Annotated in this window: 18 protein-coding genes; 1 reads left to right on the plus strand and 17 read right to left on the minus strand. The window is 52.2% G+C overall.

Going from position 1 to position 15,528, the window contains the following annotated elements:
- Positions 1–9: 9 nt before the first annotated feature.
- From UNDYM_RS26945 to UNDYM_RS27000, 12 genes are all read right to left on the minus strand, one after another.
- Positions 10–483: a hypothetical protein gene (locus UNDYM_RS26945; RefSeq protein ID WP_162043901.1), complete on the minus strand. Its 474-nt coding sequence runs from the start codon at positions 481–483 to the stop codon at positions 10–12.
- Positions 484–498: 15 nt separating this feature from the next.
- The gene (locus UNDYM_RS26950; RefSeq protein ID WP_162043902.1) at positions 499–2,121 is read right to left on the minus strand and encodes a carboxyl transferase domain-containing protein; all 1,623 of its coding nucleotides are present in this window, start codon (positions 2,119–2,121) and stop codon (positions 499–501) included.
- 8 nt (positions 2,122–2,129) lie between these two features.
- Positions 2,130–2,513, minus strand: a complete 384-nt coding sequence (locus tag UNDYM_RS26955; protein ID WP_162043903.1) for a YchJ family protein — start codon at positions 2,511–2,513, stop codon at positions 2,130–2,132.
- A 2-nt stretch (positions 2,514–2,515) separates the two neighbouring features.
- Positions 2,516–2,911 carry a rhodanese-like domain-containing protein gene (locus UNDYM_RS26960; RefSeq protein WP_162043904.1) on the minus strand — a complete coding sequence of 132 codons (396 nt, stop codon included), beginning with the start codon at positions 2,909–2,911 and terminating at the stop codon, positions 2,516–2,518.
- 102 nt (positions 2,912–3,013) lie between these two features.
- Complete coding sequence (locus tag UNDYM_RS26965) at positions 3,014–4,147, minus strand: acyl-CoA dehydrogenase family protein (protein WP_162043905.1); 1,134 nt, start codon at positions 4,145–4,147, stop codon at positions 3,014–3,016.
- 43 nt (positions 4,148–4,190) lie between these two features.
- Complete coding sequence (locus UNDYM_RS26970) at positions 4,191–4,859, minus strand: SDR family oxidoreductase (RefSeq protein WP_162043906.1); 669 nt, start codon at positions 4,857–4,859, stop codon at positions 4,191–4,193.
- A 156-nt stretch (positions 4,860–5,015) separates the two neighbouring features.
- A complete protein-coding gene (locus UNDYM_RS26975) occupies positions 5,016–6,197 on the minus strand; it encodes an acetyl-CoA C-acetyltransferase (protein WP_162043907.1) in 1,182 nt (393 codons plus the stop codon).
- 75 nt (positions 6,198–6,272) lie between these two features.
- Positions 6,273–8,054, minus strand: a complete 1,782-nt coding sequence (gene aceK / locus UNDYM_RS26980; RefSeq protein WP_162043908.1) for a bifunctional isocitrate dehydrogenase kinase/phosphatase — start codon at positions 8,052–8,054, stop codon at positions 6,273–6,275.
- Positions 8,055–8,064: 10 nt separating this feature from the next.
- The gene (locus tag UNDYM_RS26985) at positions 8,065–8,994 is read right to left on the minus strand and encodes a pyridoxal-phosphate dependent enzyme (RefSeq protein ID WP_162043909.1); all 930 of its coding nucleotides are present in this window, start codon (positions 8,992–8,994) and stop codon (positions 8,065–8,067) included.
- A gap of 30 nt (positions 8,995–9,024) precedes the next feature.
- Positions 9,025–10,209 (minus strand): isovaleryl-CoA dehydrogenase, encoded by a 1,185-nt coding sequence (locus UNDYM_RS26990; protein ID WP_162043910.1) that lies wholly within the window; start codon positions 10,207–10,209, stop codon positions 9,025–9,027.
- A gap of 85 nt (positions 10,210–10,294) precedes the next feature.
- Complete coding sequence (locus tag UNDYM_RS26995; RefSeq protein WP_162043911.1) at positions 10,295–10,765, minus strand: PaaI family thioesterase; 471 nt, start codon at positions 10,763–10,765, stop codon at positions 10,295–10,297.
- Positions 10,766–10,947: 182 nt separating this feature from the next.
- Positions 10,948–11,343 carry a MerR family DNA-binding transcriptional regulator gene (locus UNDYM_RS27000; protein ID WP_162043912.1) on the minus strand — a complete coding sequence of 132 codons (396 nt, stop codon included), beginning with the start codon at positions 11,341–11,343 and terminating at the stop codon, positions 10,948–10,950.
- A gap of 167 nt (positions 11,344–11,510) precedes the next feature.
- Between UNDYM_RS27000 and UNDYM_RS27005 the strand changes: the two genes are divergently transcribed.
- On the plus strand, positions 11,511–12,584 hold the full coding sequence (locus tag UNDYM_RS27005; RefSeq protein ID WP_162043913.1) for an MBL fold metallo-hydrolase: 1,074 nt from the start codon (positions 11,511–11,513) through the stop codon (positions 12,582–12,584).
- A 65-nt stretch (positions 12,585–12,649) separates the two neighbouring features.
- Here the strand turns inward: UNDYM_RS27005 and UNDYM_RS27010 are convergent, their stop codons facing one another.
- The 5 genes from UNDYM_RS27010 to UNDYM_RS27030 all read right to left on the minus strand — a co-directional run bounded on the left by UNDYM_RS27010 (position 12,650) and on the right by UNDYM_RS27030 (position 15,392).
- Complete coding sequence (locus UNDYM_RS27010; RefSeq protein WP_162043914.1) at positions 12,650–13,123, minus strand: nuclear transport factor 2 family protein; 474 nt, start codon at positions 13,121–13,123, stop codon at positions 12,650–12,652.
- Between the two features lie 12 nt (positions 13,124–13,135).
- Positions 13,136–13,486 carry a GFA family protein gene (locus tag UNDYM_RS27015; protein ID WP_162043915.1) on the minus strand — a complete coding sequence of 117 codons (351 nt, stop codon included), beginning with the start codon at positions 13,484–13,486 and terminating at the stop codon, positions 13,136–13,138.
- Positions 13,487–13,516: 30 nt separating this feature from the next.
- On the minus strand, positions 13,517–13,948 hold the full coding sequence (locus UNDYM_RS27020; RefSeq protein WP_162043916.1) for a VOC family protein: 432 nt from the start codon (positions 13,946–13,948) through the stop codon (positions 13,517–13,519).
- Between the two features lie 110 nt (positions 13,949–14,058).
- Positions 14,059–14,568: a hypothetical protein gene (locus UNDYM_RS27025; RefSeq protein ID WP_162043917.1), complete on the minus strand. Its 510-nt coding sequence runs from the start codon at positions 14,566–14,568 to the stop codon at positions 14,059–14,061.
- Positions 14,569–14,576: 8 nt separating this feature from the next.
- On the minus strand, positions 14,577–15,392 hold the full coding sequence (locus tag UNDYM_RS27030) for a glutaminyl-peptide cyclotransferase (protein WP_162043918.1): 816 nt from the start codon (positions 15,390–15,392) through the stop codon (positions 14,577–14,579).
- Positions 15,393–15,528 lie beyond the last annotated feature (136 nt).

Consider the following 15,528-nt stretch of genomic DNA (forward strand, 5'->3'; position numbering starts at 1 on the left):
GTTAGCTGTTTATTTCTTCAAAGGCGCGCACCTGGCACCATTCATAGTCCGGTTAATCAGTGGCACGGGAAGTACATTGTTCACGTCTGTCGCATCGACTATGCGAGTAGTGCAAGCTCTGCGGCCGGTTAGCGTATCCAGAACGTAGATATGATCAGCAATCGGAAAAAAACTGAAATTGACTTTACATGAGCTGATGCCCATCAATTCATCATATCCAAATGTTGTCAACTTGCCCGCTGCCAGCTTGGTCGCCGTAATATTCGTTTTTCCAGCGTCATCGATAATTGTTTTTGCACCAGAACAAGTCTCCGCATCATCATAAATATACAATTTGATGCCCGTGCCTTTTGCCGTTGTAATCCTGACTGCAAGTTCAGCTACAGCTCCACTTTCCGGTGCGACATAAGGTGTGGTGACACAGGCGCTAAGAGCCAAAGCAAGACCACCCACCAACAACGAGGGAATATATGTTTTTTTCATTAATATTGCCCTGACTTACATGCGGAACACACCAAACTTTACGTCCGGTATCGGTGCATTCAAGGCTGCCGACAAGCCCAGGCCCAACACCATGCGCGTATCTGCCGGATCAATCACACCGTCATCCCACAGGCGTGCAGATGCATAGTAAGGATGGCCCTGGTGTTCGTACTGGTCCTTGATAGGTTGCTTGAAAGCCGCTTCTTCTTCGGCTGACCAGCTACCGCCCTTGCCTTCTATGCCATCACGTTTTACGGTCGCCAATACACTGGCAGCCTGTTCACCACCCATGACGCTGATACGGGCATTTGGCCACATCCACATGAAGCGCGGTGAATAGGCGCGGCCACACATGCCGTAGTTGCCGGCACCAAAACTGCCACCGATGATGACGGTGAACTTGGGTACATTCGCCGTTGCCACTGCGGTCACCATCTTGGCACCATTGCGGGCGATGCCTTCGTTTTCATATTTGCGGCCTACCATGAAGCCGGTGATGTTTTGCAGGAATACAAGAGGTATCTTGCGCTGGCAGCACAGTTCTATGAAGTGCGCGCCCTTCAAGGCGGATTCAGAAAACAGGATGCCGTTGTTGGCAATAATGCCGACTGGCATGCCGTGAATATGCGCAAAGCCGCAGACCAGGGTAGTGCCATAGCGCGCCTTGAATTCGTCAAAATGGCTGCCATCGACGATGCGGGCAATCACTTCACGCACATCAAAAGGCTTGCGTGTATCGACAGGTATCACGCCATACAATTCAGAAGCCGGGAACTTTGGTTCTTCGACTTCTTTCATGACCACGGTTTGTGGCTTCTGGCGATTCAGGTGCGAGACGATGGTACGCGCGAGTGACAGCGCATGCGTATCATTTTGTGCCAGATGATCAACCACACCAGACAGGCGGGTATGCACGTCGCCACCACCGAGGTCTTCGGCACTGACGACTTCACCAGTGGCGGCTTTCACCAGCGGTGGGCCACCGAGGAAAATCGTGCCCTGATTCTTGACGATAATCGACTCATCACTCATCGCTGGCACATAGGCACCACCGGCAGTACAGGAACCCATGACAACGGCGATTTGCGGTATGCCCTTGGCTGACATATTGGCCTGGTTGTAAAAGATGCGGCCAAAGTGATCACGGTCAGGAAAGACATCATCCTGGTTAGGCAAGTTCGCGCCGCCGCTATCGACGAGGTAAATGCAAGGCAGATTGTTTTGCTCGGCAATCTCTTGCGCACGCAAATGCTTCTTGACGGTCAGGGGATAATAAGTGCCACCTTTGACTGTCGCGTCATTACAGACAATGATGCATTCCTGCCCGGCCACGCGACCTATGCCAGTGATGACACCGGCAGATGGAGCGGCATCGGCACCGCTCTTTTCTTTGTACATGTCGTAGGCAGCGAGTTGCGAAAACTCCAGGAAAGGCGTGCCTGCATCGAGCACCATTTGTACACGGTCACGCGGCAAGAGTTTGCCACGGGCCAGATGTTTCTTGCGCGCTTCATCGCCACCGCCAAGTGCAATTTTGGCGATCTTTTCTTTAAGGTCATCCACCACGGCTTGCATGGCCGCTGCATTGGCTTTGAATTCTTCAGAGCGGGGATTGAGTTTGGAATCTAAAGTTGTCATTATCTTTTTCACTTTTCTGGAAAACTGCCATCCACGTAAAACCACTTGCCTTCATACCGCACAAAACGGCTGAGTTCATGCAGCCTGTGCGCCTTGCCACCTATCTTGTAACGGGCAACAAATTCCACCGTCGCCGCATCACCATCAGCTTTGAATTTCTTTACTTCCAGCCCCAGCCATTTGGTTGGGTCATCATGCGTAATACGTTCTTTGGGACAGGTACGTTCATCCCAGGTTGCGCGCAGATAGGCCTCATCGTTCAGCGTATAGGCGGTGTAACGTGAACGCATCAGCGCTTCTGCCGTTGGTGCTACCGCTGCGCCACTGATGTACTGGCCACAGCACTGTTCAAGATTTTTATTCGAGCCACAGGGGCATGCTTTGCTGCTCATTATTACTTCTTGCTTTCCTTGATGGTGACTGGTGCACCGGCGGCTTTCCAGGCAGTAAAACCACCGTCGATATGCGCGACATTTTCCAGGCCCATGTCTTGCACAGTCTTGGTAGTCAGTGCACTGCGCCAGCCAGCGGCACAAAACAAAATGAATTCTTTTTTCTCGCCGAAGACAGGTTTGAAATACGGTGAATCAGGATCAACCCAAAACTCTATCATGCCGCGCGGCGCATGATAGGCACCAGGGACGATGCCTTCACGCTCCAGCTCGCGGATATCGCGGACATCAATGAACTGCACATTGGCATCCGATAACTTGGCTTGCGCTTCTGCCACGCTATAGGTTTTGATTTCGGCATTGGCTTCATCGACCAGTTGCTTGTAACCTTTTTTCATGTTGTCTCCGTTTTAAATACAAAGACCCCTCAACACAGAGGCACTGAGACACAGAGAAAATCAGGAGAAAGATAAAGAGATTTTCTCTATGCCATTTAATTTTTAACCTGCTAACGCACGTCCGATCAAAATCTTTTGTATATCGGAAGTGCCTTCATAAATCTGGCAAACCCGCACATCGCGGTAAATGCGTTCTACCGGGAAGTCGCTGACGTAGCCGTAGCCGCCGTGGATTTGTATTGCATCCGAGCAGACTTTTTCTGCCATCTCTGAGGCAAACAGTTTTGCCATTGCCGCTTCTTTCAAGCAAGGCTTGCCTGCATCTTTCATGCTGGCGGCATGCCAGATCAATTGGCGGGCAGCTTCTATCTGGGTCGCCATGTCGGCCAGTTTGAATTGCACTGACTGGTGCTCGAAAATCGGCTTGCCAAAACTGGTCCTGTCCTTGGCATAGGCCAGTGCTGCTTCAAATGCAGCGCGCGCCATGCCTACTGATTGCGAGGCTATACCTATGCGGCCACCTTCAAGTCCAGACAGGGCGATCTTGTAGCCCATGCCTTCTTCACCGATCAGGTTTTCTGCCGGGATACGGCAATTTTCGAACAGGATTTGTGCCGTGTCGGATGAATGCTGACCCATTTTTTGTTCCAGGCTGGCGACGATATAGCCAGGCGTGCTGGTGGGCACCCAGAAGGCGCTGATGCCCTTCTTGCCTGCTTCTTTATCAGTAACTGCCATGACGATGGCCACATCAGCATATTTGCCGCTGGTGATGAATTGTTTGACGCCGTTGATAACGTAATGATCGCCATCGCGTTTTGCGGTCGTGCGCAGTTCAGAGGCATCGCTGCCTGCATGCGGTTCAGTCAGGCAAAAAGCACCGAGCATCTCTCCCTGTGCCAGCGGTGTCAGCCATTGTTTTTTTTGCGCATCATTGGCATACATCATGGCGATGCTGCAAACCGGGCAATTATTGACAGATACCACGGTGGAAGTACCGCCATCACCGGCAGCGATTTCTTCCAGCACCAGGGCCAGCGACAGATAATCCATGCCAGCGCCACCAAACTCTTCTGGCACGGCTACACCGTAGGCACCCATTTGCGCCAGTTCCTTTAATTCTTCCGCGGGGAAATGATGCTCCTTGTCCCAACGGGCGGCGTTTGGCACCAGACGGTCCTGGGCAAAGGCGCGTATGGCGTCGCGTATCATTTCGTGTTCTGGTGTGAGTAGCATGATGGTTCTGTTTTCTATTTGTGATTGCTGTACTTGTGAAGATTTACCAGCCGTGTTCTGCGCCTGTATATTGCAAATATTTGCCATTGTCAGCTGGCTTCAAGGCAGCCAGGGTCTGGCGTATGCCAGCCACGCTGACATCGACGGTGATTTCTGCTGCATCACCACCCATGTCGGTTTTTACCCAGCCCGGGTCCATCGCAACACAGATGGCTTTGCTGGTACTCAGCGAAACGTCTTTCAATACTGAATTCAATGCCGTCTTGCTGGCGCGGTATAACCAGCCCGCCGGATTGCTGCGCTCACCTATCGATGCCATGCTGGATGAAATCACAGCCAGCTTGCCGCTGGCGTTTTCTACCAGCGGCAGCACAATGGGTAATATCCTCATCGCCGACAACAAGTTGGTATGCATGACGGTATCAAACTGTTGCTGGTCCGGTGCTGTCAGGCCTTCGGTTCTGGGGCCGAACACGCCAGCATTGAGGATAGCCACATCAATCTTTTCATCATCAAGACGCCAGCCCAGACCAGCACAGTCATTCAGGTTGGTGACGTCTAGCGGCAACGCTTCACAAGCTGCTGATTGCAAAGCTGCCAGATCTTCTTCCTTGCGTGCAGTGGCGATGACGCGCCAGCCTGCAACTTTGTATTGCATGGCCAGTTCGTGGCCTATACCGCGTGATGCACCGATGATTAAAGCGACTGGCATGGTTTTCCTTCGATTTGCAAAATTGTGACCACTGGTATTCTATAAGGTCGAGTAAGCGTAGCGAGCAGCGCAATATTGAGTTAAGAAGCGCAGTCGTACTTTAGTACGACGAGCATCGCAGGCTCAAGAGTGCGCTGCGCAGTAGCTTAATCGGCCTTATACCATTTCAATTGCCAAAGCCGTACCTTCACCACCGCCAATACAAAGCGAAGCCACACCACGTTTCTTACCCTGCTTCTTCAAGGCACCCATCAGCGTGATGATGATACGCGCACCAGATGCACCAATAGGATGACCCAGCGCACAGGCACCGCCATGTACATTGACCTTGTCATGCGGGATGCCCAGTTCTTTCATGGCTGCCATAGGCACGGTCGCAAAAGCTTCATTGATTTCAAACAGATCAACATCATCCGTTGTCCAGCCCAGTTTTTTGTACAGCTTCTGGATGGCGCCCACCGGTGCTGTGGTGAACCAGCCTGGTTCCTGCGCATTGCTGGCGTGGCCGAGGATTTTTGCGATTGGTGTCAGGCCCAGTTCTTTGGCTTTGGATTCACGCATCAGGACCAGTGCTGCAGCGCCGTCATTGATGGAAGAAGAAGAGGCAGCAGTGATCGTGCCGTCTTTTTTGAAGGCTGGTTTCAACGCAGGGATTTTGTCGAGCTTGGCTTTCAGCGGGCCCTCATCCTTGTCGATGACGACGTCGCCACCACGACCTGATACTGTCACTGGGGCGATTTCCCATGCGAAAGAACCATCGGCAGTTGCCGCCTGCGCACGCTTGACGGAGGCAATCGCAAATGCGTCCTGCTCTTCACGGCTGAAGTTGTATTTGGCTGAACAGTCTTCAGCAAAGGTGCCCATGGAGCGGCCTTTGTCATAGGCATCTTCGAGACCATCAAGCATCATGTGGTCATACATCATGCCGTGGCCGATGCGGTAGCCGCCGCGTGCCTTGGGGATCAGGTAAGGGGCATTGGTCATGGACTCCATGCCGCCGGAGACGATGACTTCATTGCTGCCGGCATTGATGGAATCAAAGGCCATCATGGTCGCCTTCATGGCCGAGCCGCACATCTTGGATAAAGTCACTGCACCCGTGGACACTGGCAAACCCGCAGCCAGCAAAGCCTGGCGTGCCGGGGCCTGGCCCTGGCCTGCCATCAGGCAGTTACCGAACAAGACTTCTTCTACCAGCTCTGGCTTGACACCGGCGCGTTCAACAGCGGCCTTGATGGCAACTGCACCGAGCTGACTGGCTGTCAGGGAAGAAAAATCGCCCTGAAAAGCACCCATGGGGGTACGGGCTGCACCAACGATTACGATAGGATCACTCATCTTACTCTCCAATTAATATAGGCAACAAAATTGCCTGGCTAATGACGGGAGGCATGTCAACAAACATGCACAGCCTTAACTTGTTGTACTGGTCTGATTGCAAAAACGGATTTCCTGCGGATACGGAAACACATCATCCACCTTGCCATCGACTATGCGCTTCTTGCGGGCTTGCCAGTATTCGGCGGTCAGCAAGTCAGCGTGGTGCTTCATAAAATATTCTTTGACGTTTTTATTCCCCAGCAGGAAGGTACCAAACTGTTCGGGGAAGACATCATTTTTTGCAATCGGATACCATGGCTCGGCAGACATCTCGTCTTCTTCATTACGCGGCAAAGGTATCTTGCGGAAATTGCAGTCGGTGATGTATTCGATTTCATCATAGTCATAAAAGACGACACGGCCATGACGGGTGACACCGAAATTTTTGTACAGCATGTCGCCAGGGAAAATATTAGCGGCTACCAGATCCTTGATGGCGCTGCCATATTCTTTGAGACCATGCTCCATGCCTGCCATGTCACCACTTTGTTCGGCTTCAGTCAGCCAGATATTCAAAGGCGTCATGCGGCGTTCTATGTACAGATGCTTGATGACGACTTCATCATCATTCACTTCCAGCAGCGACGGTGCATATTGCCTGATCTCTGCCAGCAGTTCTTCTGAAAAGCGCGCACGTGGAAAAGCCACATCAGAATATTCCAGCGTATCCGCCATGCGGCCCACGCGGTCGTGGTTCTTCACCAGCAGGTATTTTTCCTTGATCAAGGCCTTGGTGGTTTCCTTGGGTGGCGGGAAACTGTCCTTGATCAGTTTGAACACATACGGAAAAGACGGCAACGCAAACACCAGCATCACCAGACCGCGTATGCCGGGTGCGGCTTCTATGCGGTCGGAGGAATATTTGAGGTGATGCAGAAAGTCGCGGTAAAACAGATTCTTGCCATGCTTTTGCAGGCCTATCATGGTGTAGATTTCACTGCGCGGCTTCTTGGGCAGGATGCTGCGTATGAATTGCACATAGGCCGATGGTACTTCCATATCGACCATGAAATAGGCGCGTGTAAAAGAGAACAGCACCGTGATGAGCATGGTGTCAAAAATCACGGTATCGAGTACCAACTCACCCTTGCGCTTGTGCATGACGGGAATGACAAAAGGATATTCCTTATTGCCATTGATGCCCTTGCCTATGATGTAAGCTGATTTATTGCGATAGAACAGGCTGGCCAATACCTGTATCTGGTGATTTGGCTCCAGCTTGGCGGGGCCAAAATTTTCACGCAGGCGTGCTTCTACCAGGGCCACATCACGGTCCAGGTCTTCAAACCTGGCATTCAGCTGAAAATTCGTGACGATGCGCTTGATGGTAAAACTCAGGCCATCGGTCGCCGGGTAATACACACGATAACTTGGTGGCGTATCTTCACTTTCCAGATACTCGGTCGAGGTTGCCGGGCGCACGAAAATAAAATCATTGTGATAGTAATTTCTGTGCAAAAGCTTGGTGCAAACGGTATTGAAAAACGTCTCAGCCAGCTCAGGGCGCAGATGATCGATCAGCATGCCCATGTAATGCAGTTTGACTTCGCGCCAGACTTCGTCGCTGAGGTCTTCTTCTGCGTATTCATCTTCCAGTGCCTGCACGCATTCGCGCACGCGCGTGTCGTAATACCCTATGCGCTCGCGCGCGGCGATTTGTGCGGCGCGCCAGTCACCCGTTTCAAATTGCTGCTTTGCTCTTTGACTACTGGCCCTGAACAAATGGTAATGCCTGTCAAAACCATCGAGTATCGTCCTGGCGATATCAAAGGCGATTTGTGAAGACAGCAATTTGGGGAAATGGGTGTGGGGCATGGTAGGTGGCTCAGATCAAATGGAACTGGTTTTTCCAAGCCTGTAGTTTACCCAAATCCACGGCGATCCCACCACAAACCACGATCAGCGGTTTTTTATACTCAGCCAGTACTGGCAAGTTCTGATAAGCAACTGCCAGGGCTGCGCCGCAGGCCGGTTCCACCAGGGTACGCATATCGTCGGCAAAAGCCAGACAAGCCTGCACAGCCTGGGCGTCGCTGACGGTCACAGTGTGCACGGTGCGTTTGCGCGTCCAGTCAAATGCCTGTTGTGCAACACGTCTCGCGCCGAGGGTGCTGGCAATCGAGGTAATCGCTGGCAAAGTCACCAGTTCACCTGCCTGCACGGCTGCATGCAGGGAAGCTGCGCCTTCAGTCTCTGACGCGATGATGGGGATATGGCCGAGGCCATTGCGCTCCAGACCGAGGGCGATGCCACTCAGCAATCCGCCGCCGCCGACGGAACAGATGACGACATCAAAGTCGAGCTTGCCCGCCACTTCATCTATCGTTGTGGCATTGCCATCCCAGATATCAGCATGGTCAAACGGCGGGATATACACGGCACCCGGCTGCTCGCACAGGCGCAAAGCTTCCTGATTGGCTTCATCCCAGACGCTGCCCGCGACAATGACTGTCGCGCCTATTGCCCGTATTGCCGCACGCACACTTTCATGCGTGGTTTGCGGCACGACGATCGTGGTTTGCAAACCCAGGGCCACGCCTGCAACGGCGGCAGCAAAACCGGCATTGCCACCAGAAGGGCAGACAAAGTGTTTTGCCCCCTGCTCTGCCGCACGCTGGCACATCAGGCCTATGCCACGCAACTTGAAAGAACCGGAAGGCTGGTTGTTTTCCATTTTCAGCCAGACTTGTTTGCCCAGGCTGGCTGAAAGAGCGCGGTGTTCCAGCAGCGGTGTAGTGATATGCAAATGTGTCATATAAATTGACTCAGTTTACAACAATCCCTGTTACTTGGTTTCAGCAAACAATTCGCGGCCTATCAGCATGCGGCGTATCTCGCTGGTACCGGCGCCGATTTCATACAGCTTGGCATCGCGCCACAGGCGACCTACCGGGTATTCATTGATGTAGCCATTGCCACCCAGGGTCTGTATCGCTTCGCCAGCCATCCATGTAGCTTTTTCTGCGGAATACAAAATCGCACCGGCAGCATCCTTGCGCAGGGCGCGCACTGCTTCTGGCGTGGTGGCGCGGTCGCAAGCCTGACCAACTGCATACACATACGCCTTGCATGCCATCATGGTGGAATACATATCCGCCAGTTTGCCCTGCATCAATTGGAACTCACCAATAGGCTGGCCGAATTGCTTGCGGTCATGCACATAAGGTACTACTGCATCCATACAGGCTTGCATGATGCCCAGAGGGCCACCAGACAAGACGGTACGTTCAAAGTCAAGGCCAGACATCAGGACATTAACGCCCTTGCCCAGGCCACCGAGTACGTTTTCTGCCGGGACTTCGCAATCCTCAAATACCAGTTCACCTGTGTGCGAGCCGCGCATGCCGAGTTTGTCGAGCTTTTGCGCAATGCTGAAGCCTTTAAAGCCTTTTTCTATGAGGAAGGCTGTCATGCCGCGCGGGCCAGCTTCCAGGTCATTCTTGGCATACACGACCAGGGTGTCGGCATCGGGACCATTGGTGATCCACATCTTGGTGCCGTTCAAGACCCAGCGGTCACCCTTCCAGTCGGCCCTCAGCTTCATGCTGACGACGTCGGAACCGGCATTTGGCTCGGACATGGCGAGCGCGCCTATGTGTTCGCCGCTGATGAGTTTTGGCAGGTATTTGGCTTTTTGTTCTTCTGTACCATTGCGCTTGATCTGGTTAACGCACAGGTTGGAATGCGCACCATACGACAGGCCAACAGAGGCAGAAGCGCGGGAAATTTCTTCCATGGCAATGATGTGGGCCAGATAGCCCATGTTGGCGCCGCCGTATTCTTCACTGACTGTCACACCCAGGATACCGAGCTCACCCATCTTGCGCCACAAATCCATGGGAAACTGGTCGCTACGGTCTATCTCGGCGGCACGCGGGGCGATTTCTGCCTGGGCAAATTGCTGCACGGCTTCGCGCAAAGCGGCGATGTCTTCGCCGTGATCAAAAGTCAAACCTGGTAAATGGAGCATGTCGTCCTCACACTTTTATAAAATTAAAATTTGCTGGCTTATGTTGACTTGTGATCAAGCATGCCAGCCTTGTTAAGCCTGTAGCCTACATCCTGGATTCTGCCTTGGGTATCACAAACAAGGTCTGTTGCATGATGGCACAGAGTTTTTCCTGGCCCTTGTCCACCACAAACACTTCTGCACTGGATACCACCAGGGTTTTACCTGCCTTCAAGACCTTGCCACGGGCAATCAAAGTGTCGCCTTTGCCGGGTGCAACGATATTGATCTTGTATTCTGCAGTTAAGCACTCACTCACCGGCATCAGTTGCGTATTCGCGGCATAGCCACCTGCCGCATCGGCTATCGTACCAATCACGCCACCATGGAAATAGCCATGCTGCTGGCTGACTACCTCACTGAAAGGCAGGCTGATTTCACATGCGCCAGGGGTGATGCTGGTCAGGCGGGCATTCCAGGCCATCAAAGCGCCCTGTGCATTGAAGCTTTCCAGCAAGCTCAGGGCCAGTTTGTGATCCAGTGTCGCTGTGCTTTGCTGCGTTGCCTGATTGCTCATAAAACCCTCAATAACCAAGGAAAAACCATCTCAGGCAAAAATAATACGTCTAATTGACGTTTACGTAAACGTCAATTCAATCATTTGATGCTTTTCGTCCGCAAGCCAGGCATGAACATTATCAAAATGCCCATATAGCCCATGACGTTCTTGTCAATCTTATTAATCTTATTAAGCAGGATTTATTTTTCTGCATGATCAAGTTGACCCAGCAAGCTGCGGCTTTTTTCTTCATGTGCGCTGATTTCTGCCAGCATGATCTCTATATCTTCCCGCTGTTGTTCCAGCGCCGCCCTGTGCCTGGCCAACACCACCAGGAAACTCTGCAACTGTACTTCGGTATCCTTGGGAGAACGGTACATATCGACCAGGCTTTTGATATCCGACAGGCTCAGGCCCAGGCGTTTGCCGCGCAGGGTCAGCTTCAGATGAGTGCGTTCCCGCGTTGTATAAACACGGTTGCGGCCACCCGGCCCTTCACGGCTGGGGCTCAGCAAGCCCTGGTCTTCATAAAAGCGTATCGCCCTCGGGGTAATATCAAATTCGCGGGCAAGTTCGGTAATGGTATAGGTGGCCATGGTCAATCTGGTGAAAAACACAGAAACAGTTTTCTGATTACAATCTGCACTTGATGCAGTTGACGTTAACGTCAAATAGTTTTAAATCGCATTGTAGGCTATTCCAGTGCTTCTGGAGTCATCCATAATGAGAAAACATAGCCACCACAATAACAACAGAGACGACCATGAACTTACTGGAACAACAACTCCACTACCCTTTTGGCGAGACCTTGCCCGACACCGGCAAGACCATGGAAATCGCCCCAGGCGTGCTGTGGATACGCATGGGCCTGCCCTTTGCGCTGAATCATATCAATCTGTGGCTGCTGGAAGATGAGCTGGAAACCAGCCAGGGCAAGGTGCGTGGCTGGACAGTAGTCGATTGCGGCATCGCCAGTGACGCTACCCGCGATGCCTGGGAGATATTGTTCGGCGACCTGAACAACCATTTGCGCGGCTTGCCCATCATCCGCGTCATCGCTACCCACTGTCACCCTGACCACATAGGCCTGGCCGACTGGCTGTGCAGCCGCTGGAATGTACAACTATGGATGACCGCAGGCGAATATGCCTTTGCCCGCATGATGTCGGCCAGTTTGCCGGGTGCGGACGGCACGGCCATGTTCCCGCACTTTCGCAAGCATGGCCTGGTTGATAGCGACATGCAGGAACAGATACAGGAGAGAAAAACCCATTACACCAGACTGGTGCCTACCGTGCCAATCGCCTACCACCGCATGCAAGAAGGCCTGGATGTCATCATCAACCAACGTCACTGGCAAGTCATCACCGGTTTTGGGCATTCGCCTGAACATGCTTCGCTATATTGCGCAGAGCTGAATATCCTGATCTCGGGCGATATGCTGTTGCCGCGCATCTCTACCAATGTCTCGGTATTTGCGATAGAGCCGGAAGCCAATCCCGTGCAGCAGTATATGGATTCTCTGCAAAAATACCTGCCACTGCCAGAAGATGTGCTTATCCTGCCTTCGCATGGCAAACCCTTCAAGGGCTTGCATACTCGCGTACGGCAATTGCAAGACCATCATGCCGAGCGCCTGGAAGAAGTGAAGCTCGCCTGTGCCACGCCACAATCAGCGATGGACATCGTCCCCATCATGTTCCGCCGTCCGCTCGATTCTCACCAGCTGACTTTCGCTATAGGCGAAGCGTTGGCTCATTTGCACAAGCTCTGGTATGACGGTGTCTTGCGCAGGGTAACGGGGGATGATGGAATCTTGCGCTTCGTCATCAAATAAGCGTCAAGAAATGTCGCCCCGCCCACGCTCTCACACGTACTCACACGTAATCTGAGGCGATATTTTTATTGCTGCGGTATTCTACTGATCTGCACGCTAACTATCTGCCATTTGCCGTCGCGCTGTGCATAGATATCGATATAGCGGTAATGTAATTTGAAGGGCTTGCCATCGTATCGTCCCGTCATTTTTGTGCGGCCACTGAGCAGGGCGACATTACCATACAGGCGTATTTCAAAATCTTCTACCTTGTAGGGATCAATTTCCAGCTTGTCTGATACCAGGCCATTGACGAAACTGGTCTTGGTTTCAAGATCACCGTCGCCATCTATCTGGCGAAAATCTTCCGCCATATTGGCCTCTATCGCCGCCTTGTCCTTGCGGACGATGGCGGCATCCCAGTCGTCAGACAATTTCGTCAATTGTGCGACCAGGGCGGCGTTTTTTGCATCAGTGGAGTCGGCTGCATGTGCAGGCAATAATCCCGGACTGGCAATGGCCAGCAATACACTGGCCGCGCCCAAATATTTCTTGAACATCTTCATCCTTTTTTATAAAGCACGGCCATCATAGTGATGCACAGGTATGGCTGCCAGGTCTATGTCTTCCAGGCAACGCAGATTGATGGCTGCCACCTTGTTGCCTTTGGGATCGACGCCCTCGGCATATGGATGCATGCCGCAAGTGGGGCAAAATTTATGCTGTATCACATGCTTGTTGAAGATATAGGTACTGGCGGCCTCTTCCGGCGTCAGCAAGTGCAAATTCGTGAATGGTACAAACCACAGCAGCGAACCCTTGCGCTGGCAAATGGAACAATTACAGGCCAGCCCGCTGTCTATTTCACCCTCTACTTCAAATGCGATTTTGCCGCAGTGGCAGCTACCTTTATGCATGAGCATGTCTCCAAAAATGATAAATAAAACCGAGCTTCAGTTTGTCTGGGCCTGCCAGTATTCACCGGGCCGGTAATTGCCGAAATACCACAGATGCCCTTCGGGATCGAGCACCATATAACCCCTGGCACCATAATCCTCGGTTTGCAGTGGCCGCACCAGTTTGGCACCGGCGGCAATGGCCCGTGCATGATGGGCATCCGGGTCATCCACATAGACGCTGAGCGCCTGCGAAATACCGGTCAAGGATTTGGGGCTGACATGATGCGTCTCGGCCTTGGGCGAAGCCACCATGATGACGCCTGTGCCCAGGCTCAATTCTGAATGTTCTACCCGGTTGCCCTCGCCAGGCACCACAAAGCGGGAGGTAAAACCAAAGGCCTTGACCAGCCAGTCTATGGCGGCAGGCGCATCATCATAAATCAGGCTGGGATGGATATCAGACGGGGTACGGTAAGACTCAGACATGACGCTTTCCTTTCAGGATGGAAACGACGGGGCCGACGAGACTTACTTTATATACAAAAAGGCAATCATATACAAGCGATCAATACCCATGCAGACTAGTCTGCCCATATTTATTTTTGCGCATCCCGCTCACGGCAACTAAGTGAGGCGTAATCGGCTTTGGGTAACTTATGTCTGATGCCATAGGTTTTCAGGGTATCGAACACATCGGCATGTGGTTTGAAGGTACAGGCATTTTTCTCGGCGAAATCCTGCAGTGGACGCGTATCAGCTTCTACTTGCAGCACCAGGCCAAGGCCAGGGCTGACACAACAGCCTACATACTTATCCATGTATTCTTCTTCCAGCAAAATCAATGTATGTCCCATGAAGCTGGCTGGTTTTTGCAAGAGATAAAAATCAATGTAATCGGCACGCTGCTGCGGCTTTTTACTGATGATGGCCGCTTGCTGGTAAGCCCGTATCACAGGTCTGGATTCGGCCTGCCTGTCTTGCCCATCCGGTTTGATTTTGAGGGCCAGGATGAGCTGGTTTTCCAGCCTGGCATCAGACGCCAGACTATGCGACGAGGCTGCGCTCAGCAACAAACCGGACAGCAGGAAATACAGAATTTTATTCATCATCAGGTCTAGCGCTTGATCAAGCGGATTTCAAACAATTTGGGCCACAATTTACCGGTCACAAACAGCCTGTCTTTGGCCGCATCATAGGCGATGCCGTTCAGGACATCAGGGTTACCCATGATGCGGTCGCCCATGGAGAGCAAGCCGTTCAAATTGATCCAGCCTATGACCTTGCCGGTTTTGGGGTCAATACGGGCGATGTTATCGGTTTGCCAGATGTTCGCAAAAATCTCGCCCTTTACCCATTCAAGTTCATTCAACTGATCTACTGCCTTGCCGTCAGCGGTGACCTTGATGCGGTGGGTCTCGCGCAAAGTGAGCGGGTCAAGGAAACGCAATTCTGAGGTGCCGTCGCTCATGATGATTTCTTTATCATTGCGGGCCAGGCCCCAGCCCTCGCCTTTGTAGGTAAATTCTTTCTGGAAGGCGAAAGTGTCGAGATCAAGCACATAACCCGCCTGGGTAGTCCAGGTGATGCCTATAATGCGCTTGTCCCACCAGGTGATACCCTCACCAAAAATCTGTCTGGGCAGATCCATTTTTTGCAGGACTTCACCGGTTTCCAGCCTGACCTTGCGTACGGTAGAGCGACCTTGCAAACCCGTACTTTCATACAAGAAGCCATCCTTGATAAACAAACCCTGGGTGAAGGCATTCGGGTCATGCGGGTACGCATGCACCACTTCATAGGTATAACTTGGGATTGCCGATGCAGCCTGGGCACTTGCCACAGGCAAGAATACGGCGCTACTCCATAACAAGCCGGACAATACGCCTGAAAACAAGCCTGCCGATAATCCTGTCAATGTCCATTTACGCATGCAAATATCCCATCCTTGGCAGGCAACAACATTGCTGCCTGTCTTGCTGAATTTTACCAAGCACTGTCATTAAAGACCGCTTTGGCATAGAAGGAGGAAAGAATAGATATTTTCGGCAAGCCTGTCACCTGAATTT

This window comes from Undibacterium sp. YM2 (assembly GCF_009937975.1).
Taxonomy (GTDB): Bacteria; Pseudomonadota; Gammaproteobacteria; order Burkholderiales; family Burkholderiaceae_D; genus Undibacterium.

What these genes read in the sequence shown, in the direction of transcription:
- UNDYM_RS26945 (WP_162043901.1), bottom strand. Translation starts at nt 483, where the DNA reads ATGAAAAAAACATATATTCCCTCGTTGTTGGTGGGTGGTCTTGCTTTG.
- UNDYM_RS26950 (WP_162043902.1), bottom strand. Translation starts at nt 2,121, where the DNA reads ATGACAACTTTAGATTCCAAACTCAATCCCCGCTCTGAAGAATTCAAA.
- UNDYM_RS26955 (WP_162043903.1), bottom strand. Translation starts at nt 2,513, where the DNA reads ATGAGCAGCAAAGCATGCCCCTGTGGCTCGAATAAAAATCTTGAACAG.
- UNDYM_RS26960 (WP_162043904.1), bottom strand. Translation starts at nt 2,911, where the DNA reads ATGAAAAAAGGTTACAAGCAACTGGTCGATGAAGCCAATGCCGAAATC.
- UNDYM_RS26965 (WP_162043905.1), bottom strand. Translation starts at nt 4,147, where the DNA reads ATGCTACTCACACCAGAACACGAAATGATACGCGACGCCATACGCGCC.
- UNDYM_RS26970 (WP_162043906.1), bottom strand. Translation starts at nt 4,859, where the DNA reads ATGCCAGTCGCTTTAATCATCGGTGCATCACGCGGTATAGGCCACGAA.
- UNDYM_RS26975 (WP_162043907.1), bottom strand. Translation starts at nt 6,197, where the DNA reads ATGAGTGATCCTATCGTAATCGTTGGTGCAGCCCGTACCCCCATGGGT.
- aceK (WP_162043908.1), bottom strand. Translation starts at nt 8,054, where the DNA reads ATGCCCCACACCCATTTCCCCAAATTGCTGTCTTCACAAATCGCCTTT.
- UNDYM_RS26985 (WP_162043909.1), bottom strand. Translation starts at nt 8,994, where the DNA reads ATGACACATTTGCATATCACTACACCGCTGCTGGAACACCGCGCTCTT.
- UNDYM_RS26990 (WP_162043910.1), bottom strand. Translation starts at nt 10,209, where the DNA reads ATGCTCCATTTACCAGGTTTGACTTTTGATCACGGCGAAGACATCGCC.
- UNDYM_RS26995 (WP_162043911.1), bottom strand. Translation starts at nt 10,765, where the DNA reads ATGAGCAATCAGGCAACGCAGCAAAGCACAGCGACACTGGATCACAAA.
- UNDYM_RS27000 (WP_162043912.1), bottom strand. Translation starts at nt 11,343, where the DNA reads ATGGCCACCTATACCATTACCGAACTTGCCCGCGAATTTGATATTACC.
- UNDYM_RS27005 (WP_162043913.1), top strand. Translation starts at nt 11,511, where the DNA reads ATGAACTTACTGGAACAACAACTCCACTACCCTTTTGGCGAGACCTTG.
- UNDYM_RS27010 (WP_162043914.1), bottom strand. Translation starts at nt 13,123, where the DNA reads ATGTTCAAGAAATATTTGGGCGCGGCCAGTGTATTGCTGGCCATTGCC.
- UNDYM_RS27015 (WP_162043915.1), bottom strand. Translation starts at nt 13,486, where the DNA reads ATGCTCATGCATAAAGGTAGCTGCCACTGCGGCAAAATCGCATTTGAA.
- UNDYM_RS27020 (WP_162043916.1), bottom strand. Translation starts at nt 13,948, where the DNA reads ATGTCTGAGTCTTACCGTACCCCGTCTGATATCCATCCCAGCCTGATT.
- UNDYM_RS27025 (WP_162043917.1), bottom strand. Translation starts at nt 14,568, where the DNA reads ATGAATAAAATTCTGTATTTCCTGCTGTCCGGTTTGTTGCTGAGCGCA.
- UNDYM_RS27030 (WP_162043918.1), bottom strand. Translation starts at nt 15,392, where the DNA reads ATGCGTAAATGGACATTGACAGGATTATCGGCAGGCTTGTTTTCAGGC.